The sequence below is a fragment of the Fodinicola feengrottensis genome, assembly GCF_039530045.1.
In the GTDB taxonomy this organism is placed as follows: domain Bacteria; phylum Actinomycetota; class Actinomycetes; order Mycobacteriales; family HKI-0501; genus Fodinicola; species Fodinicola feengrottensis.
Genome location: NZ_BAAANY010000014.1, coordinates 91,058 through 115,879, shown reverse-complemented (window position 1 = coordinate 115,879; position 24,822 = coordinate 91,058). Strand labels below are relative to the sequence as shown.

Here is a 24,822-nt window from a genome sequence, read left to right as displayed (position 1 = left end):
AGACGCCCCATGAGCGGCGTCTTTGCGACGTGAACGGTTCTAACCCATATGCGGGTAGCGGTGGTTCGTCGGCGGAACAAACGTTTCCTTGATGGAGCGAGGGCTGACCCAGCGCAGCAGGTTGCCGATGCTGCCGGCCTTGTCGTTCGTACCCGAGGCCCGCGCACCACCGAACGGCTGCTGGCCGACCACCGCGCCGGTCGGCTTGTCATTGATGTAGAAATTGCCGGCCGAGAAACGCAAAGCGGTCGACGCCCGGTCGATCACCTGACGGTCGTCCGCAAAAATCGCACCGGTCAGCGCATACGAGGAAACACTACCGGCCTGCGCGACCACGTCGTCGAAAGAACTGTCATCGAAGACGCTGACGGCCACCACCGGACCGAAATACTCGGTGACGAAAACGTCGTTGGTCGGATCGGTGCATTCCACCACGGTCGGCCGGACGAAATAGCCGACCGAGTCGTCAGCGCTGCCGCCGGCGATCGTGGTGCAGGCGGAGTCGTTCTTGACGCGGTCCAGAACTCCAGCGAGCTTGTCGAAAGAGCGCCGGTCGATCACCGCTCCGCCGAAGTTCGAGAAATCAGTCACGTCGCCGTAAGTCAACTGGTCGGCGGTGGCCGCCACCTCGTCGCGCAGGCCGCTGTTCCACAGCGACCGCGGCACGTAGACCCGGGAGGCGGCGGAGCATTTCTGACCCTGGTATTCGAAAGCACCGCGGACGATCGCGGTGCCCAGGGCGGCCCGGTTCGCGCTCGGGTGCGCGATGATGAAGTCCTTGCCACCAGTCTCCCCTACCAGCCGCGGATAAGTGCGGTAGCTGGTGAGATTTTCTCCGACCGTACGCCACAAATGCTGGAACGTACGAGTCGACCCGGTGAAGTGAATGCCGGCCAGGTCAGGATCGGCCAACGCCACCCGGCTGACCGCCGCACCGTCGCCGTGCACCAGGTTAATGACACCGGGCGGCAGTCCTGCGGCCCGCAACAACTTCATGAAGTAATGCGCCGAAAGCGCCTGGGTGGGCGACGGCTTCCAGACCACCGTGTTGCCCATCAGCGCCGGCGAAGTCGGCAGGTTTCCGGCGATGGCGGTGAAGTTGAACGGCGTGATGGCGAGGACGAAGCCTTCCAACGGCCGGTGGTCGAAGCGGTTCCAGACACCCGGCGACGACTCCGGCTGATTGTCCAGCACCTGGCGACCGAAATGCGCGTTGTAGCGCAGGAAATCCGCGAGCTCGCACGCCGCGTCGACCTCGGCCTGCTGGACGCTCTTGGACTGCCCGAGCATGGTGGCCGCGTTGACGGTGTCCCGCCACGGTCCGGCCAGCAGGTCGGCGGCGCGCAGCAGGACCGCGGCGCGCTCGTCGTACGGCAGGTCGCGCCACCCCGGCGCGGCCGCCTTTGCCGCGGCAATCGCGGCGGCGACCTCGGCGTCGGTGGCGTTGTGCATCTCACCGAGCACGTGCGAGTGCTTGTGCGGCTGGACGACCTCGATGGCGTCACCGTCACCGCCGCGCTCCTGGTCGCCGATGAAATGCGTCAACTCGTGCCGCTCGGCGCTCAGCCGGTTCACCGCCTGCGCCAGGGTGGCCCGCTCGTCGCTACCGGGGGCGTACGTCCGTACCGGCTCGTTGTGCGGCACCGGCACGTGGGTCACGCCGTCCATCGTTCCTCCTCGAATTCGCTTCGGCCCGCGTCTTGTGGACACTCCGGCCGCCTCTGCCGCCCATCCTGACACGGTGCCGGGGCCGTGGGCAGCGCGTACGGGCCGGTGGCCGGGGATGGATAGGCTCGGCCTGACCGCGAGCGGGAACGAGGTAGTCGATGACGACCGGCGCAGTGCCACCGTACGGACCGGGGCCGTACCAAGGCCAGGGCCAGCAACCCACCGGGCCGGTGGGCGGATATCCCACGAATCCGGTCGGCGGCCACCCCGGGGCGCCGCAGTGGCAGCCCGGGCCGCAGCAGAGCTACCCGCGACCGCCGCAGCCCGGCCAGCCTGGGCCTGGCCCCTACCCGTACCAGGGCCAGCAACAACCACCAGCGGGCCCGCCGCGGCCGGACATGCGGGAGATGCGGCAGTCCGTCCGCTCAGCGGGCGTGACCACCGTGCTGTCGGCGTTGTACGTGGTGCTGACTCTGCTGCTGCTCTATGCGTTTCCGTTCTTCACCAGCAACCGAGACCTGACGCTGACCAGTGTGGCCGCGGTGGCCGGCGCGACCAGCGTGCTGGCCGCCGCGGTGGCCAGCATGGTCGCGGCCCGCCAGCCCCGGCTGCCGCTGCCCGTGGTGGTGATCCTGGTGTCGGTGGCGACCGGCCTGGTGCCGGCCGTCATCGCCGGCAGCGTGGTGCTCTTCCACGACGGCGTCCCACGCGGGCTCGCCGTCATGCTGACCGTGCTGGTCTCGTCCGTCCTGTGCGGTCTGCTCGCGCTGATCCGGCCCACTCGTACCGTGATCGCCGGCGTGCTGGCGGCTGCGATCGTCGGGTTGGTGATCCGGTTCATCGGCACGCTGATCTCCGAGATCGTGGTGCACTGGCTGATCTACTCCGAAGGCACGTCACAGAGCACACTGACCGCTTTCGCGGTGGTCACCAACGTCGTGGAGGAAGTCCTCTTCGTGGCCATCGCGGTCGCGTGCCTGGTGCCCGGGCTCGTACGGTCCGGCATGGTGGCTGGCCGCGAGGTACGAGCCGGCCTGCTGGCGGGCGTGATCCCCGGCGCCATCCGGGTGGTGTCAGCCGGGCTGAGCTGCGTGACGCTGCTGATCTTCGGCACCGAGACCAGCGGCGCCAAGCTCGACATCACGTTCACCGCGTTCTCGTTCATGATGTACGGCGTGATCGGGGTCTTCGTCGGCCTCATCATCGGCGCCGCGGTCGCCGCCGTCGTGAAGCCCAAACGCGCCGCCTGAGGTTTGGCCGCAACACCCCGTACTCTGGGCAATCATTCAGGTCACGGAGAGTTACGGTCGGCGAAAATGGGCGCGTACGGGCAGAGTCAGATCGTCAGCTCACCGCGCGCCACGACGACGGCGGAGCCGGCGACCAGGACCTGGTCGATCTGGTCGCCGTGGCCGTGCACTTGGGCGTACAAGGTCGACGGACGTCCGATCTCAGCGCCCTGGCTGATCCGGATGCGCTGGCCGAACTCGGTTCGCCCGTGCCGGGCCAGGTGAACGGCGAGCGGGCCGGCCGCGGAGCCGGTCGCCGGGTCCTCGGGGACACCCATCCCGGGGCAGAACACCCGGGTCTTCCAGTTGTCGCCGGCGCCGGCGAAGGTGCTGACCCCCATCGTGCCAAGCGCCGCCACCGCGCTCAGGTCCGGCTTCACGGCCGCGACCTGGGCTTCGGTGTCCAAAGCCACATAAACGTGCCGTGGGCCGTTCTGGTAGATCTCGATCGGCAATGCGGACACCCGCACGCCCAGCGCGGCGAGCAGCTCAGCGGCCCGGTCGTACGGTTGCCAACTGGGAATCGGCTGCGCCATCTGCCCTGACACCACCTGATCGCCAGTACGCTCCAGCGTCACCCTGACGTCCCCGGCGCCGGTCTCCAACGTGATCGCCGCCAAACCGCGTTCCTGGGCCAGCACGATCGCGGTCCCGAGCGTCGGGTGACCGGCGAAAGGCAGCTCCGCGGCCGGCGTGAAAATCCGGATCCGGGCGTGTCCGCCGCGTTCGGCCGGCAACACGAACACGGTTTCGGAAAGGTTCATCTCGCGGGCGACGGACTGCAGCCGTACCGCCGGAATGTCCTGGCCACCGGTGAAAACCGCGAGCGGGTTGCCTTCCAGCGCGGTGTCAGTGAAAACGTCGGCGATCACGTACGGATGCATGTTATCTCACCAAATCTATTTCAGCAGGTCGTCGATTTCAGTGACGTCGTACCATTCCAGCTCGTGACCCTCGGCACTGTCCACAGTGAACTGTGAGTCCTCGTCGCCGAGATCCGCCTCGATAACCACGTTCGCGGCCGCCCTGACATCGTCGACCGCGGCCACCCCGTCGACGTGAATCGCCGCCACCGCGGCGAAAACGACCGGATCCGCGAGCCGCACGACGGCCCGGTCGAGATCTGGCCGCGGCTTCGCGGCCGCATCGTCAACGTCCGCGGAAATGACCACCCGGCGGCGCGGCGCGGTCGGGTCGCGGTCGATCATCCGCAGCGACGCGCGGGCCGCCTCGGTGAACGCGGCGTATTCCAGCTCTTCGCCGTCATCGTCCACATACCATTCACGCAGCGCCGCGGTGACCGCGAAAGCGGTGATCGGCAACGGTATTTCGCCGGATTCCTTGAGCGTGCGCAAAGCCGGCAATGTCGCCGGCAGGTAAACCCTCATCCCGTCGTCCCCACCAGTTCGGCCAAAGACTCGACCACCAGGTCGGCGATCACGTCCACATCGGACATCGCGTCCCGATCCGCGTTGAAACCAAAGAAAGCCCCGCCATCGTACGACGTGATGCCCAGCGCCAGCGCCTGCCCGCGGGCCAGCGGGACAACCGGGTAAACCTCGGTCATCCGGGCTCCGGCGGCATACAGCGGATACTGCGGACCGGGCACGTTGGTGATGACCAGGTTGAAAAGTCGCCGGGACAGGCCATTCGCCGCTTTCGCGCCGAGCGCGTGCAAAGTCGGCGGCGCGAACCCGGAAACCCGGATCAACGCGGCGGCGCCGACCGACTGGCCCGCGTCCGCGTGCGCCTGCATCGCGAACGAGACCTGGTGCAGCCGGATGACCGGGTTCGGCTCGCCGACCGGCAGGTCGACCAGGTAGGTGGACACCCGGTTGGCGGCCGCCGCGCTGGCCTCGTCGGCATCCGGATCGGTGCCCTCGGCCCGTACGCTCACCGGCACCATCGCGCGGATCGCCGACGACGACCGGACCGGCTCGCCGCGGGTCAGCAGCCACGACCGCAACGCGCCGGCCACGGTCGCCAGCATCGCGTCGTTGATCGTGCCGCCATGGGTGGCCCGGATGCGCTTGAAGTCAGCCAGGTTGGTACGCGCCATCGCGAACCTGCGCTGCTCGCCGATCGTCACGTTCAACGGACTCTCCGGCGCCGGTCGCGCGGCCGTACGCACCGCCGCCAGCAACCCGACCGCCGCGCCGGCCACCGAGGACGCGGTGGCGGTCGCGTCCAACATGCCCAACCGGAGCGTGTCCACGACCGCGGACGGCCGGCGTACCAACTCGGTCACCGCACCGGCCAACAACCCGACCGCGCCGGGCCCCCGACGCGGCTCCCACGGCTGCTCGGGCACCTCTCGCGGCGTCTTCGCCACATCCAGGATCACCTGCCCGATGTCCACCGCGCTGACGCCGTCGACCAACGCCTGGTGCGTCTTGGTGATCACCGCGAGCTGACCGTCTTCGAGGCCCTCGACGAAATACATCTCCCACAGCGGCCGCGAACGATCCAGCCGCCGCGACATCAGCCGGGCGACCAACTCCGCCAACTGCCCGCGACTCCCCGGCCGCGGCAGCGCCGACCGTCGTACGTGATAGCCGATGTCAAAATCCTGCGCGTCCACCCACACCGGCTTGGCCAGATGCCCCGGCACGTGCCGGACGGTCTGCCGGTAGCGCGGCACCAAGGCCATCCGCTGATCGACCAGCGACACCAGCCGGTCGTAGTCAAACCCTTTCGGCGGCCGAAAAATCGCCACCCCGCCGACATGCATCGGCGTGGTCGGGCCCTCCAGGTAAAGGAACGTCACATCCAACGCGGACAGACGATCGGTCATCCTCCGGTCTCCGTCCTGAGCTGTTGGCCGCAGTTCCTGCGGCGGCGCATCCAGCCCGTCGCCAGGGTGCTCAAAGGGCGGGCACCCCACCGTAGTGCCTCTGGCCGCAGTTCCTGCGGCGGCGCGGAGCTTCTGGCCGCAGTTCCTGCGGCGGCGCATGCTGAGTTTCTGGCCGCAGTTCCTGCGGCGGCGCGTCCGGTCCGCGTCGCCGGGGCGCCCAAAAAGCGGGCACCCCACCGCCACGAACCTGGGCGGCCTTCGGCCGCCGCGCGGGCGGGGCTGGGATAGGTGTGGCTGGGATAGGTGTCAAAGTATCTGCTACGGCGCGAAAATGTCGTACGGGTGCTGTCTTCTTGCCCCCACCCAGTGATCGGGTGGGGGGTGGGTTTGAGGACGCGCGCGCGAAAAAAAATCGGCTCGAAAGCGCACGGACCAGGCGAAATGAACAAAAACTGTCACGACGTGCGCGACGGGTTAGGTGGGCGGCGTGGGGGAATCGGCTTGTGTCCAGGCCAGCGACAAGGCCACGCCCACGGCGATCGCGAGTGCTCCGGCCACGCCTAGCGCCGCCGGGGCGCCGATGCGGTCCGCGACTACCCCGCCGAGCGCCAGGCAGACGCCTTGGGCGGCGATCGAGCCAGACGACATCAGCCCGATCGCCTGCCCGCGGCTGGCCTGCGGGGTGCGCTGGATGAAGGTCGGTGGCGCCACCACCATGTAGGCGGCGGCCGCTCCGGACAGCGCGAAGAGCAGGCATGACACCACCAGGTTGGGATGCCACGCGCACACCAGCAGCGGCAGCCCCGATGCCGCCGCGAGCGGTCCCATCAACCGCAGACGCAGCGACGGGGCGAGTTTGGTCAGCACGTACGCACCGGCGATAGCACCGACCGGAGTCGATGCGAGCAACCAGCCGACCGCCGCCGGAGCGGCGCTTAAACGGGCCACGTACGGCACGGCGAGGCCTTCGGCGGTGACCGGCAGCCCGATCATCCAGATCAGCCCGACCAGCGTCCGCAGCTGCCGGTCCGACCACACCAGCCGGGCGCCGGCCCGGGTGGACTTCCACAGCGACAGCGCCGGGCCGCCCGCGTTCGGCGCCGGCCGCCGTCGTACGCCGAAAACGATGAACAAAGCCGACACGAAGAAACTGGCCGCGTTCACCGCGAGGGCGCCGTAAGGCGTCAGTGCGACGGTCAGCACCCCACCCACCGCGAAGCCACCGACCTGGGCGATCTGGCCCACGATCGACCGCAGCCCCTGCCCGACGGTGAGCTGGTCGCCGGTCAGTACGTCGGCCAGCAGAGCGCCTCGGGCGGCGTTGGACGGCGAAGCTGCCAGCTGGGTGAGGAACAGCAGGGCGAACCGGACCGGCAGCGGTACGCCCGGGATCGCCATCGCCGCCATAAGTGACCCTCTGAGCAGGTCGGCGGTGAGCATCACCCGCCGCCGCGGATACCGGTCGGCGAGACCGGCCAGCAGCGGGCCGAACAACGCCGGCAGGAACGACAACGCGAAGGCGAGCGCGGTCAGCGCGGCGGACTTGGTCTGGTAGAAGACCAGCAGGGAAAGCGCGACCCGGGCGACCTGGTCGCCGGCGTCGGACACCAGCTCGGCCAGCCACAGCGACCGGAACTCGCCGTTGGCGAAGACCTCCCGATAGCTGGCTGCCCGGTCCTTACGGGTAGCGACCGCGCCCACGCTGGCTCCTCGTTCCGATGCACTGCTGCCTCGGGTTTCTTTCACGATTCGGCGGTGGTCCGACAGTGAGGTTTGTCAACTGGCGGCCGAGTGTGACCGACCACATATCTTACTAGGAAACAACTTCCTCGCTGATTATCGTTTCGCAAGACAACAGGCACTCGTTCCGCAAGGAGTCAGACATGACCAGCACCCTGATAGATGGTCCGCTGAAGATCAGCGATGACGCCGCTGACCTGCTGTTCCGGGAGGCGCGTACGGCGAACACCTTCACCGACGAGCCGGTCACCGAAGAGCAGGTGAAAGCGATCTATGACCTCATCAAGTGGGGTCCTACCTCAATGAACCAGCAGCCGCTGCGGATCGTGCTGGTGCGCTCGCCGCAGGCCCGCGAGCGGCTGCTGCCGCTGCTGGCCGAGGGCAACCGGGCCAAGACCGGCGCCGCGCCGCTGGTCGCGATCCTGGCCGCCGACCTGGACTTCCACGAGGAGTTCCCGAAGACCTTCCCGTACAAGCCGGACGCCAAGGAACTCTTCGAGGGCCTCGACCGGGAACCGCACGCCCGGCTGAACGCGACCCTGCAGATCGGCTACTTCATCCTCGGCGTACGCGCCGCCGGCCTGGCCGCCGGCCCGATGACCGGCTTCGACGCGGCCGCCATCGACCAGGAGTTCTTCCCCGACGGCCGGCACCGCACACTGGTAGTCGTCAATCTGGGCCAGCCGGGCGAGAACGCCTGGTTCGACCGCAGCCCGCGGCTCGACCAGGACGAGGTCGTCACCACCGTCTGAGAAACCCACCACTAACTCAACGTTTTCGCCGCTTGACGGCGACGAGAACGTTGAGTTAGTGGCCTTCGACGGGGTGCGCGGTGTCGACGGCGCTGATGGCGTCGCGTACCACCCCGTGGGCGGCCGCGAGAGCGTCCCTGGAGGCCTTGACCGGGCTGCCTGTCAGCAGGACCACCAGCGCGGTCTTCACCTCGCCGTCGCTGTCCTCCAGGGCTTGCGTGCACACCGACTCGGACAACCCGGTGGCCTGGACGAGCACCCGGATCAGCCGACCGCGGAGCTTGTCGTTGGTGGCCGCCACATGGACCATCAGGTTCGAATAGGTACGGCCGAGGCGGATCATCACGGCCGTCGAAAACGCGTTCAGCGCCAGTTTCTGGGCCGTACCGGCCTTCATCCGGGTCGATCCGGCGATGACCTCGGGGCCGGTGTTCAGGGCGACGTTCACATCCACGCTGTCGCGGTATTCGGACTGCGGGTTAGCCGAGATCAGTACGGTCGCGGCGCCCACCTCGGTGGCCGCCGCGAGCGCTCCGATGACGTACGGCGTGCGACCGCTGGCGGCCAGCCCGATCACCAGGTCTCCGGGCTCCACGCCGGCCAGGTCGGCGCGACCGGCGGCCGGGTCGTCCTCGACCTCTTCGACGGCGCGCAGCATGGCCGCCGGACCGCCGGCAATGTGCGCGACCACCCGGCCGGGCTCCAGCGCGAAGGTGGGCAGCAGCTCGGCCGCGTCCAACGCGCCGAGGCGGCCGGACGTACCAGCGCCGACGTAGTGCACTCGGTGCCCGGCCCGCAACGAAGCCACCGCGTAGTCCACCGCGCGGGCCAGTTGCGGCAACACGGCGGCGACCGCGTTGGCCACCGTGCTGTCCTCTTCGTTGATCATCCGCAACACGTCGAGCGTGTCCAGCCGGTCGATCTCGACCGTCCGCGGGTTGCGTAGCTCGGTAGGACTGGCGAACGACACTGCCTCTGGGGCGATGCGAGGCGCTGCCGTCATCACGATCTCCCGGATCTGGACGACAGCCGGCGTCGAGCCACCGCGTCCCTGGTCGCTTCGAGCGCGGTCCGCGTCTCGTTGTAAGTCCGCTGCGCCACCCCGACGAAGACGCAGTCGACCACCGTGAGCTGGGCGATCCGGCTGGACATCGCGCCGGACCGGAAGGTCGTCTCGCGGGCCGCGGTGGTCAGCACGTGGTCCGCCACCGCGGTGATCGGCGAGCGCGGGAAGTTCGTGATGGCCACCGTCGTCGCGCCATGCTCACGGGCGACGGTGAGCGCGTCGACGGTGTCGCTGGTCATCCCCGTGTGCGAGATGCCGACCGCCACGTCGCCGGCCTTCAGCAGCGCGGCGCTGGTGAGCGCGATGTGTACGTCGGACCAGGCGAACGACACCCGACCGATCCGGTGCAGCTTCTGCTGGAAGTCCATCGCCACGAACGCGCTGGCCCCGACGCCGTACACATCGACGCGGCTGGCGCCCACAATCGTGTCGACGACGGTCTCCAGGACCGACACGTCCAGCTGCGCAGCCGTCTCCTCAACCGCGCGGGCGTCCGCGAAGGAGATCTTGTCGACCACCTCGGAGAGCTCGTCGCCTGGTCCGATGTCGCTGCCGACGATCCGCCGGCCGGCCGCGCCGCTCTCCGCCCGGCCGGCTTCCTTGGCCAGCGTGAGACGCAGCTCCGGGTATCCCGAGAAGCCGAGCGCCCGGCAGAACCGGATCACCGTCGTCTCGGAGGTGTCGGCGCGGGTGGCCAGCTCCGAGATGGTCAGCGCGGACGCCCCGGCGGAATCGTCGAGAACGGCCTGCGCGACCCTTCGCTCGGCCGGCGAGAGCGACGGCAGCAGGGCGCGTACGAGGACAGCGGTGGCGGCGTGCGTGGACTGGCCCGCGTCACCACTCAATTGACTTACCGTCTTACGGGGCACGTCGGAAAGTTACTTGCACTTTGTTACCAACGTCAATCGCGGCTCGCGCGGTTGGGGTTCGCTACGGTAGCCGGCGTGCCAGGTCAGAGCCCAAACCGCAGCCCAAAAACCGCTTTCCGGGAAAATGCCATCGAACGTCCTGATGTGGCCCTCGGGCTGGACGCCGGCGGAACTTCCACGAGATGCGTCATCGCCACTCTCGACGGCACGGTCGTCGGGCGGGGCCGTGGACCGGGCGCGAGCACCCAGTCCTCAGCCGACCCGGCCGGCGCCCTCAGCGAGTCGATCATCGCCGCGCTGGCGGCCGCTCAGCTGCCGGCGGCCAGCGTGGTCGCCGCGCTGGTCGGGATGGCCGGTGCCGGCAGTGGGCGCCGCCCGATCGCGCTCGCCGCGCTCACCGACGCCGCCGAACGGGTCGGCCTTCCCCGTACGCCCGACCTGGTCACCGACCTGGAGACGGCCTACGCGGCCGGCACCGCCGCCGAGCGGGGGCTGCTCGTCATCGCCGGCACCGGCGCTATCACCGCGTGGTTGGAAGACGGTGTCGTACGGCACCGGGCCGACGGCTACGGCTGGCTGCTCGGTGACGCCGGCTCGGCGGTCTGGCAAGGCCGCCGGGCGGTCAAGGCGGTGCTCGCCGCACTGGACGGCCGCGGCCTCGCGACCGAGTTGACCGAGCCGGTGATCTCTGCCCTAACGGGCACGCCGCCCGACCCCGCACTCGGGCCCGACGAACAGGCCCAGCGGATCGTCGCGGCAGTCTACGCGGCCACTCCGGCCGATTTGGGCAAGGCCGCCCCCGCCGTACGGGATCTGGCCGGCAGCGACCCGGTCGCCACCGAGATCTGCCGAGAAGCCGCGTACGCCCTGATCGAGTCCGCGACCGCGGTGCTGCGTCGCGCGGACGACCCGCCGTCCGCGATCGTGCTCGGCGGATCGGTGCTGACCAACCCCGGCCCGGTCGCCGACGCCGTCCGGACCGGGCTCGCGGATCGGACCGGCGTGAAACCCACCCTCGTGACCGATGCCGCTCTCGGCGCGGTAGCGCTCGCGCTGCGCTCCATCGACCAACTCGACTCCGACACGTACGCACGCCTCATCGCCGACTAAGCCTTCGGCGGGGCCTTTTGACGTAGGCGCGTCGCCAGCCCTTTCTGTGTCGTTCGGCGAAGGCGACACTTTTCGGGCCACTGGACAGCCACTGACTCATCGAGTGCGGCACTATGTCCCGCACTCGACGTCGACTGCCGAACAATGTGCCGCACTCGACACCGAGCGTCGCGAACGTGAATTTTTTTCCGCGCGCGTGTCCTCAAACCCACCCCCACCCGATCACTGGGTGGGGGCTAGAAAACAGGGTGGGTACGACAGTTTCGCGCCGCAGTGGGTAATTCGGACCTTCGCGAACTCGACGTTTTCGGGTACGCCGGAAAGCGCGACAAGAACGTCAAGTTCGCGGAGGGGTTAGCGAGAACCTCGTTGAAGGAGGTCCGTCAGCTCGTCGAGGATCGCTACCGTACGGGCGATTTCCGCGGACAGTAGGCCCGGGAGGGACTCGGCCAGGGCACCCTCGACGGGCCGGTTGCCGCGCTCTTTAAACAGCTCAGCGCGTACGACCGGGTCGATGCTCACCAGCGTCTTACGGGCGTCGTCCGGCGCGACCTCGCGGGTGAAGACTCCATGGGAATGCATCGCGGCGACGATCCGGGAAACCAGGCTCTGCGCCAGATCGGTGCGTTCGGTGATCTCCCGAATGGACGACCCTGGGTGCGCGGCCACGTCCTCGACCACCAGCAACTCTCCCATGGTGACCTTGTCCGCCGCGGTGTTTCCGGTCGCCACCAGCGCTATCTCGCGGAGCTGGCGGGCGATCCGGTGCAAGTCAGAAGCACGCATGGCGACAAATTTACATCACCTGTGATACATTTCCATCACCAGTGATGGAAATGAGGAGTAGGCATGGAATGGGTAGACGACGCGCTGATAGTGGCCCTGATTGGCTACCTGGTGGTCCGCCAGTTCATGTGGCGCAAGGCCGACCCGGGTTCGATCCTGAAGCTGCCGCTGATCGTGGTGGCAATCGGCGCCGGCTGGCTGGTCTGGGAGGTCGCCACCGGCCAGCAACTGACGCCGTTAGACGCGGTCGTGCTCCTGGTCGAGCTGCTGCTGGTCTCCGGCACCGGCACGATGATGGGCCTCGCGACCCGGTTCGGGCGGGTCGGCGGCGAGCTGCGCTACAAGCTCACGTCGTGGGGCATTCTGCTCTGGGCCACGTTCCTGGTGATCCGCGTCGGATCCTTCGTGGTGGCCGCGCAGGTCGGCGCGCACCTGCTGGAGACCACCGCGGCCATCATGCTGTCGTTCGGCGTGAACCGACTGGCGAGCTCGCTGGTCGTACGGCGGCGGTTAGCGCTGCAGGGCGCCGGCCACGATGTCGCCGACAGCCGCCCGGACCGGGTTCACTGACGGGCCTCGCCGATCCGGGTGCACGCGGTTGGTCAGCAGTACGACGACGGCCCGGCTCGCCGGGTCGACCACCAGCGAGGTGCCGGTGAAGCCGGTGTGCCCGTACGCGCCAGTGTCGGCCAGCGCGCCCATGTAGCGGTGAGCCGCCAGCTCGAAGCCAAGGCCGTGCTCACCACCACCAACGGTCAGCATCCGGGCGGACTCCTCGGACAGGATGCCGCCGCCGCCCTCGACGATCGCGCGGCCGAAGGTGGCCAGATCGTCGGCGGTCGAGAAAAGCCCGGCGTGACCGGACACTCCGCCCAGCGCCCAGGAACTCTCGTCGTGCACCTCACCGCGGACCATGCCCCGGCCGGCGTACGACTCGTCCTCGGTCGCCGCGACCCGGTCCTGCACCGCGGCCGGCGGGTTGAAGCCGGTGGAGGCCATCGCGAGCGGCCCGGTGACGCAATCCCGGACCAGCTCGTCAAGCCGCCGGCCGGTGACAGCCTCCAGGACCACGCCGAGCGTGATCATGTTCAGGTCCGAGTAGAGGTGCCCACCGCCCGGCGGGTTCACCGGCGGCCGGGTCAGGACGGCCTCCAGCCGCTCCTGACGGCTCCCCCAGTCCCGCCAGAGCGGGAGGTCCGGCTCCAGGCCGGACGTGTGCGTGAGCAGCATCCGAACGGTGATGGCCGGCGTCCCGAAGGCCGGCACGTACTCCACCACCGGCGCCGCGAGGTCCAGCAGCCCCCGCTCCGTCATCCGCACCGCCACCACCGCGGTGAAGAGCTTGGTGACACTCGCCAGGTCGTAGATGGTGTCCGTACGAGCTGGCACGCGGTCCTGCGGCGGCAGCAGGTCGCCGCCGACCTTGAACCGGACCGCGTCGCCGACGGCGTGCCGCAGCAGCGGCTCTCCATCCCTCGCGACAACAAGCACAGCGGAGGGGAAGACCGGAGGTCTCGACGCGACCGCGGCATCCAGGACGGCAGCGGCCGCGTCGAGCAATCGAACCTCCGAGGTCAGTACGTGAGCCCGTACCCGAACGGGTAGAGCGTCGCGTTCACATCATTCGCCGTCGGGATCCGAACCGGAAGCTTTCCGGTCGGCGCGACCTTTCCGGCCAACACCCGGGCCAGCGAGGTCATCGACACCGGACCGTAGTAGTACGAGGTCAGGTAGTTGCGCGCGGTCGGGATGTACGCGATGTCGAAGGCATTCTGGACGGCCACCACGACCACTGGTTTCCCGGTGGCGATGAGCTGCGCCGCGAGCGTCTGCTGACTCGCCCCCAGGACCGCCGCACTGCTGCGGGTCAGCAGGATCGTCACATCGTTCTGCTGGGCCGCGGCGACGGCCGCCGAGACCGAGGCCGCGGTGGGCACCGCTCCGGTCGGCAGCGCGGTTGCCGTGATCCCGGCGCTGGTCAGATCCGAGGCGAGCGCGGTGGTCGGGATGGTGACGCCGTTGTCCCAACCGGTGACCAGCACCTTCGCCGACTTCGCCAGCGGCAGCACGTGGTCGTCGTTCTTGACCAGCGTGATGCCGCGGTCGGTGACGGCCTGCGCGGCGGCCAGGTGTTGCGGCGTACCCACCAGCTGGCTGACCGCCTTCTCGTTGACGAACGGCTGGGTCAGCACCCGGTCCTTCAGCTTCAGCCGCAGGATCCGCAGATCGGACTGCTCGATCCTGGCCACCGAGATCTCGCCGCTATGGACCGCTTTGAGCACCGAGTTGTACGCGAGGTCGAAAAGCGGCGGCATCAGCAGCTGATCGACACCGGCCTTGATGGCCAGCACCGGCACCCGGTCATCGCCGTACTTGGTCCGTACGCCCGCCATGTTGAGCGCGTCGGTGACCACGACACCGTCGTAGTGCATCTGGTTGCGCAGGATGCCGGTCATGATCGGCGCCGACAGGGTGGCCGGGTCACCTGACGGGTCCAGCGACGGCACCTCCAGGTGCGCGGTCATGATCGAGTCGATGCCGGCGGCGATGTCCGCGGCGAACGGCGGCTGGTCGATCGCGTGCCAGTCGGCCGCCGAGCGGTTGATGATCGGGATGCCGGTGTGGCTGTCGGTGTCAGCGTTGCCGTGGCCGGGGAAGTGCTTGGCGGTGGCGGCGACGTTGTTCTGGAAGCACTTCACCGCGGTCGAGGCCATCGAGGAGACCAGGGCCGGATCCGAGCCGTACGAGCGGACGCCGATCACCGGGTTCGCCGGGTTGTCGTTCACGTCCGAATCGGGCGAGAAGTTCTGGTTGATGCCGACCGCGCGCAGCTCCTGACCGGTGATGGTCGCCTCTGTGCAGACATCGGCCGTCCGCCGGGTGGCGCCTAGTGCCTGGCTGCCGGCGAACATGGTGGCCGGCTCGTGCATCCGGGTGACGATGCCCTGCTCCTGGTCCGTACTGATCATCAGCGGCAAATGCGCACCACTGGTCACCGCGGCCCGCTGCAGGCCGTTGGTGAGTCCGGCGATCTGCGGCGGATTATTGGTGTTGTTGTTGTTCTGGAACAGAATCACCCCACCCGGGTGATATTTCTGGACGATCTGCGACGCATTGTCCAGCCCGAAATACAGCTGGTTGTTGGCTTTGTCAGCGGCCGAAGGATTGGTGGCGTTCTCGCCCCACGCCTGGGTGACGAACAGCTGGCCGACCTTCTCTTCGAGGGTCATGCGTTTGATCAGCTGCTTGAGCACCAGATCGCTGATCACTCCGGACGGCGCCGCCGGCGCCGCTACCGCCGAGGTCGGCGCGGCGGCCGCTGGCGCCAGCACCAGCGCAAGAGCCGCCGCCGCGGCCACCACCCGGGTGAGACGCCTGGAACTGATCGGCGCCATGGCGCCTCCCGTCTGAAGGGAAATGACTGGATTCGCAAATTTCCACCGCGCATCCACGGGACGGCAGGAAGTTACTGCCAAGCACTAGCGCCGGTCAATGGCCTGCCGAGCTAATCTGGGCGGGTGCGGCGCGAAACTGTCGTACCCCTCCGGCAGATTTGCCCCCACCCAGTGACGGGTGGGGGGCGGGTTTGAGGACCAATGTCCAACTAAAAATGAGCGTTTGCCTCGCGACCCACCCCCCGCCCGTTCAAAGGGAGGGGGAAAGAAAAACAGACACGTACGACAGTTTCGAGCCCCGCCCGGCGTGTCGGTGGCCGGATGAAGTTCTGTCTCGGTGTCCCAAGGGAAGCACCTGCTGCACTGACTGGACGGCGGCTACACGCGGGCCAGGTCTTCAGGCCGCGCGATCGCGCTGGTGAGCTCGCGGGCGATCTCGATCAGTGCCCGGCGCAGCGGCGATCTTGGCACCGACTCCGCGAGGGTCTGGCCGTGTGACAGGGCGCGGTCGAGGCCATCCCGGTCGTACGGCAGCGCGCGGATCCGGGACACGCCGGCGAACCGATGGAGCGCGGTGGCGATCTCGTGTTCGGGGTTGCCGGACACCACGGTCGGCCGGATCTTGTTGACGACCACGACCGGCTCGCTGCCGGGCGCCGCCTCGGCGAGGTCGGACAGGCCGCGGACCAGCCGCTGGACTCCGACCGGGTCGCCAGCGCCGACGGCGACCACCACGTCGGCGGCGTCCAGCGCCGCGAGCGTGGCGCCGTTGCGGCGCGGGGCCGCGGTGTCGAAACTGATCTCCTCGTCCGCTTCCAGGCAGAAGCCGCAGTCCACGATCGTCAGGGCGGCGAGCGTACGAGCGCATTCCAGCACCCCGAGCACGGACTCGAACCGCAGCTCCGGCCAGCGGTCCGAGCGGGCCAGCCCGGTCAGCACCCGCAGGGTCGGTGACAAGCTCCGGGCCAATCCAGCGAGGTCGCCGACCCCGAGCCGGCCCTGGTTGTGCAGCCGGGCCGCGGCCGCGAGCCCCGGTGACTCGTCGACCATGCCCAGGACCTGTCCGATCACTCCGCCATATGGGTCGCAGTCCACCAGCAGCGTGGGCACCCCCAGCCGGGCGGCCTCGTCGGCCACTCCGACGGCGACCGTGGTCCGACCGGGCGCACCGGTCGGACCCCAGACCGCCACCACCGTGCCCAGGCCAGGCGCCGGAGTCGACTGTGCCGGCGCCGCCGCGAACACCGGCAGCGCCGCCGCTGGATCGGCCACCCCGTTCCAGCTGCCGGTCGCCATGCTGGCATCGGCCGCTTGGAGCATCTCCACGACGGTGTCCGGATCGGCGTCTGTCGACAGGACATAACGCACACCCAGCTGACTCAGCGTCTGCTCGTGCCATCGCTCAGCCGGGTTGACGAAGCCGACCACCGCAACCCTGGCCGCGGCCAGTCGGGCCAGTACGTCGTGGTCCAGTCGCCGCAGGTCAGCGGAGAGCACCACGGCCCGGGTGGTGCCGCTGCCGGCGACCGCCAGCAGGTCAGCGACGTCGACGCAGCGGCGTACGACGGTGATCCCACGGTCCGAGCGGCCCAGTGCGGCGACCAGGTTGGCCTCTGCGGCCGCATCGGTGACCGCGGTGACGATCGGCAGGCTCATCGCGACTCGCGCGGACTGGGCGACACGCTCGCCGAGGCGGAGTCGATCGGCTCCGGCGAGGCATAGTCCGGCTGTTCCGGGGTCGGTGGCACCGGGACCGGCAGCGCGGCCGTCGACACCGGGCCCCGTCGGTCCGGCGGCGCGATGGCGATGTCCAGATCGGCCGTCCGCATCGCCGCCACCAGCGACATCGCCGCGCTGTCGTCGATGCGTACGACCACCGCGACCTGCGCGGTGCTGGACAGCACGCCGGCGTCCGGCACCCGGACCTGCTGGACGGTCACGCCGGCTAGTACGCGGGCGGTCTTGGCCACCGCCCCGGCCGCCGGCTTCGCGGTGGCGTAAACATCGATCCGCTGACCGGCTCTCAGCGACCCCGGCACATGCTGCGGTGACACCGGAATCGAGACCAGGCTCCCGGCCGGAGTCTCGCCCAGCGCGCTGCGCGGGAGCAGGTCACCAGCAGACAGCGCGCGCAGCAACGTCCGGCCGACCGGCGAGGCCGCCACCGCGAGATAGCTTGCCGCCGAGTCGTAGAGCTGCACCCGTACGGTCCGCAAGTCACCGGCGCCGAGCGTCGTACCAGCCGCGAGGTCCGCTTGTACGGCCCAAACCTGCACGGCCTGGTCCGCCGAGGCAAGCACCCGGCCGCCGACCAGCACCGCGACCAGGACCAGCAACACCCCACCCACCAACCGCAGATCCAGCCACGACGGCCGGCGCAGCCGGGTGGCCGGCGGCGAGTCCGGTGGCACCGCACCGGACATGCCGCACCCCCTCGCGATTTTCACCCACCGCAACCAGCCGAACGCGCTGGGGAACATTTTGCCCTATTTGTCGGCCTCTCGGCAATGCCCCAACACGGCCCACGTCAATGACGGCAAATGGGCGCGAACACTGGCACACTGAGGTTATCGAAGGCAGGTGGGGACAATGAGTTCCGAACGGTTCCTTTTGCTGGCGGATGTGGCCGACACCCTCAACATCTCCGCCTCCCAGGCGTATGCCCTCGTCCGCAGCGGCGAACTGGAGGCCATCAAGGTCGGCGGCCGCGGCCAGTGGCGGGTCGAGCGCACCAAACTTGAGGCGTACATCGACCGCCAATACTCCCAGACCGCCGACTGGGTACGAGAAAACCCGCTCATCGAACGCGAGGACGCCGAGTCCGACTAGGGCGTGTCTCCTAATTCCAGGTGGATGAGGGTCGAGATCCAAGCGTCGGCTGCCGGTGCCGGGCGGTCACCTTCATACCGTTGTTGTATGGGGGTGATCGCCCGGTGCCGGCAGCCGACGCTTGGGCTCGGCCCTCGCCGCCTGGGGTTAGGAGACACGCCCTAGCTCGTTAGCAAAGCTTCACAACTGCCCTTGGTCGCCAAAACTGTCGTGCCCAGCCCGCAAGATCACCCCCACCCGTGTATCGCACCTTCGGCGAGTAGACCGGGTCAAGGGCGGCGGATCAGCGCCAGGGCGTGCAGCGGCACAGCGCGCACCCCGCGTACGGCCGATGCCCGCCGCGGCTCGCCGGCCGGATGTTCGGCGAGTTCCACAAAATCCGCGCCCACCCGGTCCACGGTGCCGCCGAGCTGACAGCCGTCGGCGAGGAAAACGCAGACCGCGGCTCGGTCCCGCGCCAGCCGCCGCAGCGCCCATCGCAGCGTCAGCCGGGCCGCCACCCGCCCCTGCGAACCGGGCGCGGCCGAGTGCCGGCCCAACCCGCCCACCGACGTGACCGCGGCGAACGGCACCAGAACCTCCCGCTCGTACGGCTCGCCAAGCAACAGCCAGTCAGGCCCGACTTCCAGTAACGCTCCGGCCACCGCGCCAGCGCCCCGCACGGTCAGCGCGAGCTGCTGGCCGACCGCAGCCCGCAGTCGGTCGTAGAGCCGCACGTCACCCACCTCGGCCCGCACCCGGTCGCCCACCTGAGCTGCTTCTTCGGCGCGTTCGAGGGCATCGGCCTGGTCTTCGAGATCGGCGAACAGCCGCTCCCAGCGACCCGCATCCGATTCGCGCACTCGCTCACCGTACATCCCATTTACGCCAAACCGCTTGACTTAGCGTAAACGATAGCTTACAAAAGCAAACACAAGCAAATGAACGAATCGGGGATCAAATGACACGAAGAGCGGTCTTACTCATCGTCACGGCAGCTGTGGGGGTAGTCCTGTACGAGTGCGCCGGGCCCGACGATCCACTGTTATCGCTGGTAGACGCCCTAGCGGTGGCCGCATACGGCTGGTGGCTCACCTGTCTGGCGGTGGCGACGGCGAGCGTCCTCCCTGGTCCCATCGGGCGAGCCACCCGAGCGGTGCAGGCCCTGGTCGTGCCGGCCGCCGTACGCCAGCTGCTGGTCGGCACGCTCGGAGTCGGCATCGTTCTCGCTCCGCTGACCCCGGCGGCCGCCGCGCCGGCGGGCACCACCGCGGCCGTCCTGGACCCGCGCGGACCGGACGCGAATCAACAGTCCGGTTTCGTGTCATCACCGCGTGTCAGCGCCGTCTTACCCAAGATGAACGCGCCGACACCTCGACAGCCCGCGACCACCCCGCCGCGGACCGTCGTCGTACGCCCCGGAGACAGCCTCTGGAGCATCGCGGCCGCGCGCCTTCAGCACCCGAGCCGACCGGCCATAGCCGTCGAATGGCCGCGCTGGTGGGCCGCCAACCGACAGCTGATCGGCCCGAACCCCGACATCATCCGGCCTGGTCAGCGGCTCCGGCCGCCGACCAGCCGGAACGGGAGCGGGTCATGAGTCGATCGCCGGCCAGCAGCCCCGTGTCAACGCAGAAATACCGCCCGGCAGGCCAGCACCACACCTCACGGCACGCTGTTGGACGCATCCAGATCCGGCCGGCGCCGTGCAGCGAGCCGCCGTACAGTCCGATCGACTACGCCGAGACCCGCCCCTTCCGCGCACTGCGGCTGATCGAGCCGCCGCGGGTCGACGGACTCGGCTACGAGATCCACGCCGACCAGCTGCCCTTCGAGGTGGACGCGCCGGCCGGTCGCCCGAGCAACGACCCGATCTTCGCTCCACAGCGGACCCCGCGCGACGACCTGCCCTGCCCGCGCCAGTTCGCCACCCGGTTCACCCAGGCGGTGGTCGAGGTGATGGCCGGCCGCCGGCCGGTGCAGCAGCTGATGCCGGTGACCTCGCAGCGTACGTACGCCGGCCTGCTGACCCGACTGGCCTCCTCGGCCGCCGCGCACCTGCCGACCCAGCGGCAGGCCGGTCGGATCCCCGGCCAGGTCCGCAGTGTGCACGTCAACGAGCCGATCGACGGAGTGGCCGAGGCCTGCGCGATCGTCTCGTACGGCCCTCGGTGCCGAGCGATCGCGCTCCGGTTGGAAGGCATGGACGGCCGCTGGCGGTGTACCGTCCTGCAGCTGCTTTAGGCCGCGTCCGGCGCCTGCTGAATCTCCACGATCTGCGGTTTGCGGAAACCTGGATGGCCGGCCGGCAGCGTCTGGCGCAGCACCCAACCGCTGACCAACAGGCAGAGCACGATCAGCGGCCAGCTGAGCGCCACCCGGGCCACCAGCAGCGGAACGACGGCCTGCATCGCATAGAACACGCCGAAGACAGCGACCCTGATGACGTACTGCAGGACCCAGATCCACGAGGCCAGCGAGTACGCGCGCATCAAGGCCCGGTCCTTGCGCCACCGGGTTTTCTGGCCGAGCAGCAGGCCAACGATGACACCGAGCAGCGGCCAGCGAAACACGATGCTGATCGCCCAGGCGAGGGCGCTGGCACCGTTGCTTGCCAACTGCAGCAGGAAAAAGTCGGCCGCGCGACCGGTGTAGAGCGCGATGAGCGCGGCCACACAGACGCCGAGGAGGCCGATCAGCACCGCTCTGGGTCGGTTGCCGCGAGCGAGCCGGAAACCGGCGACCGCCAGCCCGATCACGATCGCGACCACCGCACCGATCGCTACCGACCGGCCGGACAGCAACCAGCCCGCGACAAACGCGACCGGCGGCAAAGTGGCATCGATCGACGCCGTACGCCCGCCCAGCAACGACGCCAGCGACTGGTCGTCCCGCGCGCTAGATGTCTCCACCCAGCCAAGCCTGCCCTAATCCGGCGCGGACGGGGCGTCCGGCCTCCAAACGCGGCTCGTGACGATGGCCACTGCCGGCGTTTGCGGAGGTGACGAGCACAATGGCGGGATGGACACCGTGCTGGTGGTCGACGACGAGGCCCAACTCCGCCGCGCGCTGCGGGTGAACCTCAAGGCGCGCGGCTACGACGTTGAGGTCGCCGAGGATGGTCGTACCGGCCTGGACCTCGCCGCCAAGCGGCAACCGGATCTGGTTATCGTCGACCTCGGTCTGCCGGACATCGACGGCGTCGACGTGGTTCGTGGGCTGCGCGGCTGGACGACCGTCCCGATCATCGTGCTGTCCGCCCGTACCGAACAGGCCGAGAAAGTGGCCGCTCTGGATGCCGGCGCCGACGACTACGTGACCAAGCCTTTCGGCATGGACGAGTTGCTGGCCCGGATGCGCGCCGCGCTGCGCCGCGGCGCCGCCGGCGACGAAGCGCCGACCATCAGCACCCCCGACTTCACCATCGACCTGGCCGCGAAACGCGTCACCACCAGCGCCGGCGAAGTGCGGCTGACGCCCACCGAATGGCACATCCTGGCCACCCTGGTACGCCACCGCGGCAAACTCGTCGGCCAACGCCAGCTGCTTCGCGAGGTGTGGGGTCCACAATATGGCACCGAAACAAATTACCTACGGGTCTACATCGCCCAACTGCGGCGAAAACTAGAGCCGGACCACACCCACCCCCGTTATTTCGTCACCGAGCCCGGCCTCGGCTATCGCTTCGAAACCTGATTAATCAAATTCAGGTTGCATGAGTTGCCGGGCCGACTCGGTGATCGAGCCGGAAAGTGACGGATAGATCGAAAAAGACTGCGCGATCTGGTTGACCGTCAGATGGTTCTCCACCGCCATCGCGATCGGCAGGATCAGCTCGCTGGCCCGCGGCGCGACTACCACACCGCCGATCACCAGACCGGAAGCCGGCCGGCAGAACAGCTTCACGAAACCGTCCGTGAGGCCCATCATTTTGGCGCGCGCGTTGGTCGCCAGCGGAAGAGTCACCGAACGGGCCGGCACCGCACCCGCCTCCACCGACGACTGACCGAGGCCGACCGACGCGATTTCGGGGTCAGTGAACACATTCGCGGCAACGGTCTGCCGGCGCAGCGGCTGCACCGCCTCACCGAGCGCGTGCCACATGGCAATTCGCCCCTGCATGGCCGCGACGGAAGCGAGCATGAGCACGCCCGTACAGTCGCCGGCCGCATAAACCCCACGCACGGACGTACGGGAAACCCGGTCCACCGCAACGAAATCGCGGTCGTCAAGCTCGACACCGGCCTCCGCCAGACCGGCAGTATTGGGCACTGATCCGACCGTCATCAGTGCGTGACTGGCCTCGATAACGCGACCGTCCTGCAGCTCCACGCGAACGCCGTTCTCGATACGCCTGACGGCATCCGCACGCGCATTGGACAAGATTGCCATGCCCTGCCTGGTAAAAACGTTCTCGATGTGTTCGGCGGCGTCCCGATCCTCGTGCGGCATCACCCGGTCGCGGCTGGACACCAGTGTCACCGGCACCCCCATGGCCAGGTATGCACTGGCGAACTCGGCGCCGGTGACCCCGGAGCCGATCACCACCAAATGCTCGGGCAGTTCCTTCAGGTCATACACCTGCCGCCAGGTCAGGATCCGCTCCCCGTCCGGCTCGGCGCCCCGGACGACCCTGGGCGTCGCGCCGGTCGCGATGAGCACGATGTCGGCTTCCAGCGACTCGCCGCCCTCGACCTCCACCACGTGCGGGTTGCCGGTCCGCAACTGGGCGGTGCCGTTCAGGATCCTTACGCCGTGCGAAACGAGGCCGTCGCCGATGTCGCGCGACTGCGCCTTCGCGAGGTCTCGTACGCGCGCGTGGACCGCCGCTAGATCGACGTCGACACGCCCCGCCAGCGTGCCGTTGATGCCCAGCGCGGAGCCGTGCCGCAGGCTGGTCGCCACGTCCGAAGACGCGATGAACGTCTTGCTCGGCACACAGTCGGCCACCACGCAGGCACCACCGACCGCCTCGGCCTCCACGATGGTCACCTGCCCACCCAGCTGAGCCGCCACCAGGGCCGCCTCGTACCCGGCCGGTCCCCCTCCGATGATCACGATCCGGGTCACTTGACCTGGCCCTCCAGTGCTGTTCGGCGATGCGTACGCGATGCACGCATTGTCTCGCACTAGTGTGGCGACCATGCCGCTGTACGCCGCCTACGGTCCGAACCTCGACCCCGCCCGGATGCTGGAGCGCTGCCCGCGGTCGCCGGTCGCCGGCTCCGGCTGGGTAACGGGCTGGCGCTTGACCTTCGGCGGTGTCCCGGTCAGCGCCACTGTCGTGGAAGCCGCCGCTGAGCAGGTCTTCGTGACGATCTACGACGTGAGCCCGCAGGACGAGCCGACGTTGGACGCCTGGGAGAAGGCCGAGTCCGGCATGGAGCAGAAGATCAAGGTGCGCGTCCAGACGCTGGAAGGCGCTCAGCTCGCCTGGTGGTATGTGTCGCCGCACTACGAGGGCGGCCTACCCACCCCGCAGTATCTGAACCAGCTCGCCGAGGCCGCCGAGGCCGGCGGCGCCCCGACGGAGTACGTCACCGAGCTGCGGACCCGCCCCACCGGATAGCCGCTGCCCTGGAGGTTGACCGTACGGGCAGCGCGGGAGTCCTTGCGCGGGCGGCTCGTACGGCTGGAAAGTAGGTCTTATGGACTCCGATCTCGCGGCTATCGTCGACGCGCTGCGCGCGCAACACGACGAGCTGGCCGGCCTTCTCGCCCCGCTGAACGACGAAGGCTGGTCCGCACCGACCCGGTGTGTGGGCTGGACGGTGTCCGATGTCGTCCTGCACCTGGCGCAGACCGACGAGCTGGCGCTGGCCAGCGCCGGCGGCCGGTTCCTGGAGGCCGGTGCCGCGATGCTCGGCCACCCGATGACGAGTGCCGTCACCGTCGACGACATGGTGGGCCAGATGGTGGCGCGGGATCGGGACGCGCCCGGCAAGGATGTTTTCCAGCGCTGGCAGGGCGCTGCCACCGGTGTCCGGAACGCGTTGCTGAACAGCGACGATCGCGGCCGGCTGCAGTGGGTCACCGGCTGGCTGAGCACCCGTACGCTCACCACCACCCGACTCTCCGAGTGCTGGATCCACACCGGCGACGTGGCCGACGCGCTTGGCCGGCCGCTGCCGCCGACCGACCGGCTCTGGCACATCGCGCGGCTGGCTTGGCGCACGATTCCCTACGCCTTCGCGCGCGCCGACCTCACCCTCACCGGACCGGTGGCCTTCGAGCTGACCGCGCCAAACGGCTCCCGCTGGGATTTCGGCGCCGACGCCGCGGCCCTGACGGTCGTCCACGGCACCGCCGCCGACGTATGCGCGATCGCCGGCCGCCGCGCCACCCCCGACGAGGTCCCCGTACACGCCGACGGCCCCGACGCCGAGGCCGTCCTGTCCCTCATGCGCACCTACGCCTGACCAGCTTTCCGGTCGTCACAATCGGAGTCCGATTGTACAGCTCTACATAGGGTGCGGCGCGAAACTGTCGTACCCCTCCGGCAGATTTGCCCCCACCCAGTGACGGGTGGGGGGCGGGTTCGAGGA

The 24,822-nt window shown here is 68.9% G+C and carries 25 protein-coding genes; 10 read left to right on the top strand and 15 right to left on the bottom strand.

Annotated elements, in window-relative coordinates; genetic code table 11:
• Positions 1–39: 39 nt before the first annotated feature.
• Positions 40–1,668 (bottom strand): L-glutamate gamma-semialdehyde dehydrogenase, encoded by a 1,629-nt coding sequence (gene pruA / locus ABD301_RS19970; protein ID WP_344311758.1) that lies wholly within the window; start codon positions 1,666–1,668, stop codon positions 40–42.
• Between the two features lie 158 nt (positions 1,669–1,826).
• Here pruA and ABD301_RS19965 point away from each other — a divergent pair, with 158 nt between their 5' ends.
• Complete coding sequence (locus ABD301_RS19965) at positions 1,827–2,918, top strand: hypothetical protein (RefSeq protein ID WP_344311757.1); 1,092 nt, start codon at positions 1,827–1,829, stop codon at positions 2,916–2,918.
• Between the two features lie 86 nt (positions 2,919–3,004).
• On the opposite strand, the gene ABD301_RS19960 is transcribed toward ABD301_RS19965, so the two are convergent.
• The 4 genes from ABD301_RS19960 to ABD301_RS19945 all read right to left on the bottom strand — a co-directional run bounded on the left by ABD301_RS19960 (position 3,005) and on the right by ABD301_RS19945 (position 7,452).
• A complete protein-coding gene (locus ABD301_RS19960; RefSeq protein ID WP_344311756.1) occupies positions 3,005–3,841 on the bottom strand; it encodes a PhzF family phenazine biosynthesis protein in 837 nt (278 codons plus the stop codon).
• Positions 3,842–3,856: 15 nt separating this feature from the next.
• Positions 3,857–4,345, bottom strand: coding sequence for a DUF6912 family protein (locus tag ABD301_RS19955; RefSeq protein ID WP_163570384.1), 489 nt, complete (start codon positions 4,343–4,345; stop codon positions 3,857–3,859).
• Positions 4,342–5,751: a WS/DGAT/MGAT family O-acyltransferase gene (locus ABD301_RS19950; protein ID WP_344311754.1), complete on the bottom strand. Its 1,410-nt coding sequence runs from the start codon at positions 5,749–5,751 to the stop codon at positions 4,342–4,344. Before ABD301_RS19950 ends, ABD301_RS19955 begins: the two co-directional genes overlap by 4 nt.
• A gap of 474 nt (positions 5,752–6,225) precedes the next feature.
• Positions 6,226–7,452 (bottom strand): MFS transporter, encoded by a 1,227-nt coding sequence (locus ABD301_RS19945; RefSeq protein ID WP_344311753.1) that lies wholly within the window; start codon positions 7,450–7,452, stop codon positions 6,226–6,228.
• A 182-nt stretch (positions 7,453–7,634) separates the two neighbouring features.
• On the opposite strand from ABD301_RS19945, the gene ABD301_RS19940 reads away from it, so the two are divergent.
• Positions 7,635–8,243 carry a malonic semialdehyde reductase gene (locus ABD301_RS19940; RefSeq protein ID WP_344311752.1) on the top strand — a complete coding sequence of 203 codons (609 nt, stop codon included), beginning with the start codon at positions 7,635–7,637 and terminating at the stop codon, positions 8,241–8,243.
• Positions 8,244–8,298: 55 nt separating this feature from the next.
• Here the strand turns inward: ABD301_RS19940 and murQ are convergent, their stop codons facing one another.
• Positions 8,299–9,246: an N-acetylmuramic acid 6-phosphate etherase gene (gene murQ / locus ABD301_RS19935; protein WP_344311751.1), complete on the bottom strand. Its 948-nt coding sequence runs from the start codon at positions 9,244–9,246 to the stop codon at positions 8,299–8,301.
• The gene (locus tag ABD301_RS19930) at positions 9,246–10,154 is read right to left on the bottom strand and encodes a MurR/RpiR family transcriptional regulator (protein ID WP_344311750.1); all 909 of its coding nucleotides are present in this window, start codon (positions 10,152–10,154) and stop codon (positions 9,246–9,248) included. Before ABD301_RS19930 ends, murQ begins: the two co-directional genes overlap by 1 nt.
• A 99-nt stretch (positions 10,155–10,253) precedes the next feature.
• Between ABD301_RS19930 and ABD301_RS19925 the strand changes: the two genes are divergently transcribed.
• Positions 10,254–11,288: an N-acetylglucosamine kinase gene (locus tag ABD301_RS19925; protein WP_344311749.1), complete on the top strand. Its 1,035-nt coding sequence runs from the start codon at positions 10,254–10,256 to the stop codon at positions 11,286–11,288.
• 354 nt (positions 11,289–11,642) lie between these two features.
• Here the strand turns inward: ABD301_RS19925 and ABD301_RS19920 are convergent, their stop codons facing one another.
• Positions 11,643–12,074, bottom strand: coding sequence for a MarR family transcriptional regulator (locus tag ABD301_RS19920; protein ID WP_163570377.1), 432 nt, complete (start codon positions 12,072–12,074; stop codon positions 11,643–11,645).
• Positions 12,075–12,137: 63 nt separating this feature from the next.
• On the opposite strand from ABD301_RS19920, the gene ABD301_RS19915 reads away from it, so the two are divergent.
• Entirely contained in the window at positions 12,138–12,644 is a 507-nt protein-coding gene (locus ABD301_RS19915; RefSeq protein WP_344311748.1) for a hypothetical protein, read from the top strand.
• Here ABD301_RS19915 and ABD301_RS19910 read toward each other — a convergent pair.
• The 4 genes from ABD301_RS19910 to ABD301_RS19895 form a co-directional block, all read right to left on the bottom strand.
• The gene (locus ABD301_RS19910) at positions 12,585–13,634 is read right to left on the bottom strand and encodes a serine hydrolase domain-containing protein (RefSeq protein WP_163570373.1); all 1,050 of its coding nucleotides are present in this window, start codon (positions 13,632–13,634) and stop codon (positions 12,585–12,587) included. The genes ABD301_RS19915 and ABD301_RS19910 overlap by 60 nt on opposite strands.
• Before the next feature lie 14 nt (positions 13,635–13,648).
• Positions 13,649–15,469, bottom strand: a complete 1,821-nt coding sequence (locus tag ABD301_RS19905) for a glycoside hydrolase family 3 protein (RefSeq protein ID WP_344311747.1) — start codon at positions 15,467–15,469, stop codon at positions 13,649–13,651.
• A 378-nt stretch (positions 15,470–15,847) separates the two neighbouring features.
• Positions 15,848–17,125: a CpaE/TadZ family protein gene (locus tag ABD301_RS19900; RefSeq protein ID WP_163570372.1), complete on the bottom strand. Its 1,278-nt coding sequence runs from the start codon at positions 17,123–17,125 to the stop codon at positions 15,848–15,850.
• A complete protein-coding gene (locus ABD301_RS19895; RefSeq protein ID WP_344311746.1) occupies positions 17,122–17,949 on the bottom strand; it encodes an SAF domain-containing protein in 828 nt (275 codons plus the stop codon). The genes ABD301_RS19900 and ABD301_RS19895 overlap by 4 nt, the downstream gene beginning before the upstream one ends.
• 109 nt (positions 17,950–18,058) lie before the next feature.
• Between ABD301_RS19895 and ABD301_RS19890 the strand changes: the two genes are divergently transcribed.
• Positions 18,059–18,298, top strand: a complete 240-nt coding sequence (locus tag ABD301_RS19890; protein ID WP_344311744.1) for a helix-turn-helix domain-containing protein — start codon at positions 18,059–18,061, stop codon at positions 18,296–18,298.
• 269 nt (positions 18,299–18,567) lie between these two features.
• Here ABD301_RS19890 and ABD301_RS19885 read toward each other — a convergent pair whose 3' ends face one another.
• Positions 18,568–19,140, bottom strand: a complete 573-nt coding sequence (locus ABD301_RS19885) for a hypothetical protein (protein WP_279581602.1) — start codon at positions 19,138–19,140, stop codon at positions 18,568–18,570.
• 137 nt (positions 19,141–19,277) lie between these two features.
• Between ABD301_RS19885 and ABD301_RS19880 the strand changes: the two genes are divergently transcribed.
• Both ABD301_RS19880 and ABD301_RS19875 read left to right on the top strand, forming a co-directional pair.
• Positions 19,278–19,877: a LysM peptidoglycan-binding domain-containing protein gene (locus ABD301_RS19880; RefSeq protein WP_344311740.1), complete on the top strand. Its 600-nt coding sequence runs from the start codon at positions 19,278–19,280 to the stop codon at positions 19,875–19,877.
• Positions 19,874–20,521 (top strand): Rv3235 family protein, encoded by a 648-nt coding sequence (locus ABD301_RS19875; RefSeq protein WP_344311739.1) that lies wholly within the window; start codon positions 19,874–19,876, stop codon positions 20,519–20,521. Before ABD301_RS19880 ends, ABD301_RS19875 begins: the two co-directional genes overlap by 4 nt.
• Here ABD301_RS19875 and ABD301_RS19870 read toward each other — a convergent pair.
• On the bottom strand, positions 20,518–21,189 hold the full coding sequence (locus ABD301_RS19870) for a DUF3159 domain-containing protein (protein WP_163570359.1): 672 nt from the start codon (positions 21,187–21,189) through the stop codon (positions 20,518–20,520). The genes ABD301_RS19875 and ABD301_RS19870 overlap by 4 nt on opposite strands.
• Before the next feature lie 109 nt (positions 21,190–21,298).
• On the opposite strand from ABD301_RS19870, the gene ABD301_RS19865 reads away from it, so the two are divergent.
• Positions 21,299–21,973, top strand: coding sequence for a response regulator (locus ABD301_RS19865; protein ID WP_344311736.1), 675 nt, complete (start codon positions 21,299–21,301; stop codon positions 21,971–21,973).
• Here the strand turns inward: ABD301_RS19865 and ABD301_RS19860 are convergent, their stop codons facing one another.
• Positions 21,974–23,347 carry an NAD(P)H-quinone dehydrogenase gene (locus ABD301_RS19860; protein WP_344311735.1) on the bottom strand — a complete coding sequence of 458 codons (1,374 nt, stop codon included), beginning with the start codon at positions 23,345–23,347 and terminating at the stop codon, positions 21,974–21,976. It abuts the gene before it with no gap.
• Between the two features lie 73 nt (positions 23,348–23,420).
• Between ABD301_RS19860 and ABD301_RS19855 the strand changes: the two genes are divergently transcribed.
• Positions 23,421–23,846 (top strand): gamma-glutamylcyclotransferase family protein, encoded by a 426-nt coding sequence (locus ABD301_RS19855; RefSeq protein WP_163570357.1) that lies wholly within the window; start codon positions 23,421–23,423, stop codon positions 23,844–23,846.
• Positions 23,847–23,925: 79 nt separating this feature from the next.
• Positions 23,926–24,696, top strand: a complete 771-nt coding sequence (locus tag ABD301_RS19850; RefSeq protein ID WP_344311734.1) for a maleylpyruvate isomerase family mycothiol-dependent enzyme — start codon at positions 23,926–23,928, stop codon at positions 24,694–24,696.
• Positions 24,697–24,822 lie beyond the last annotated feature (126 nt).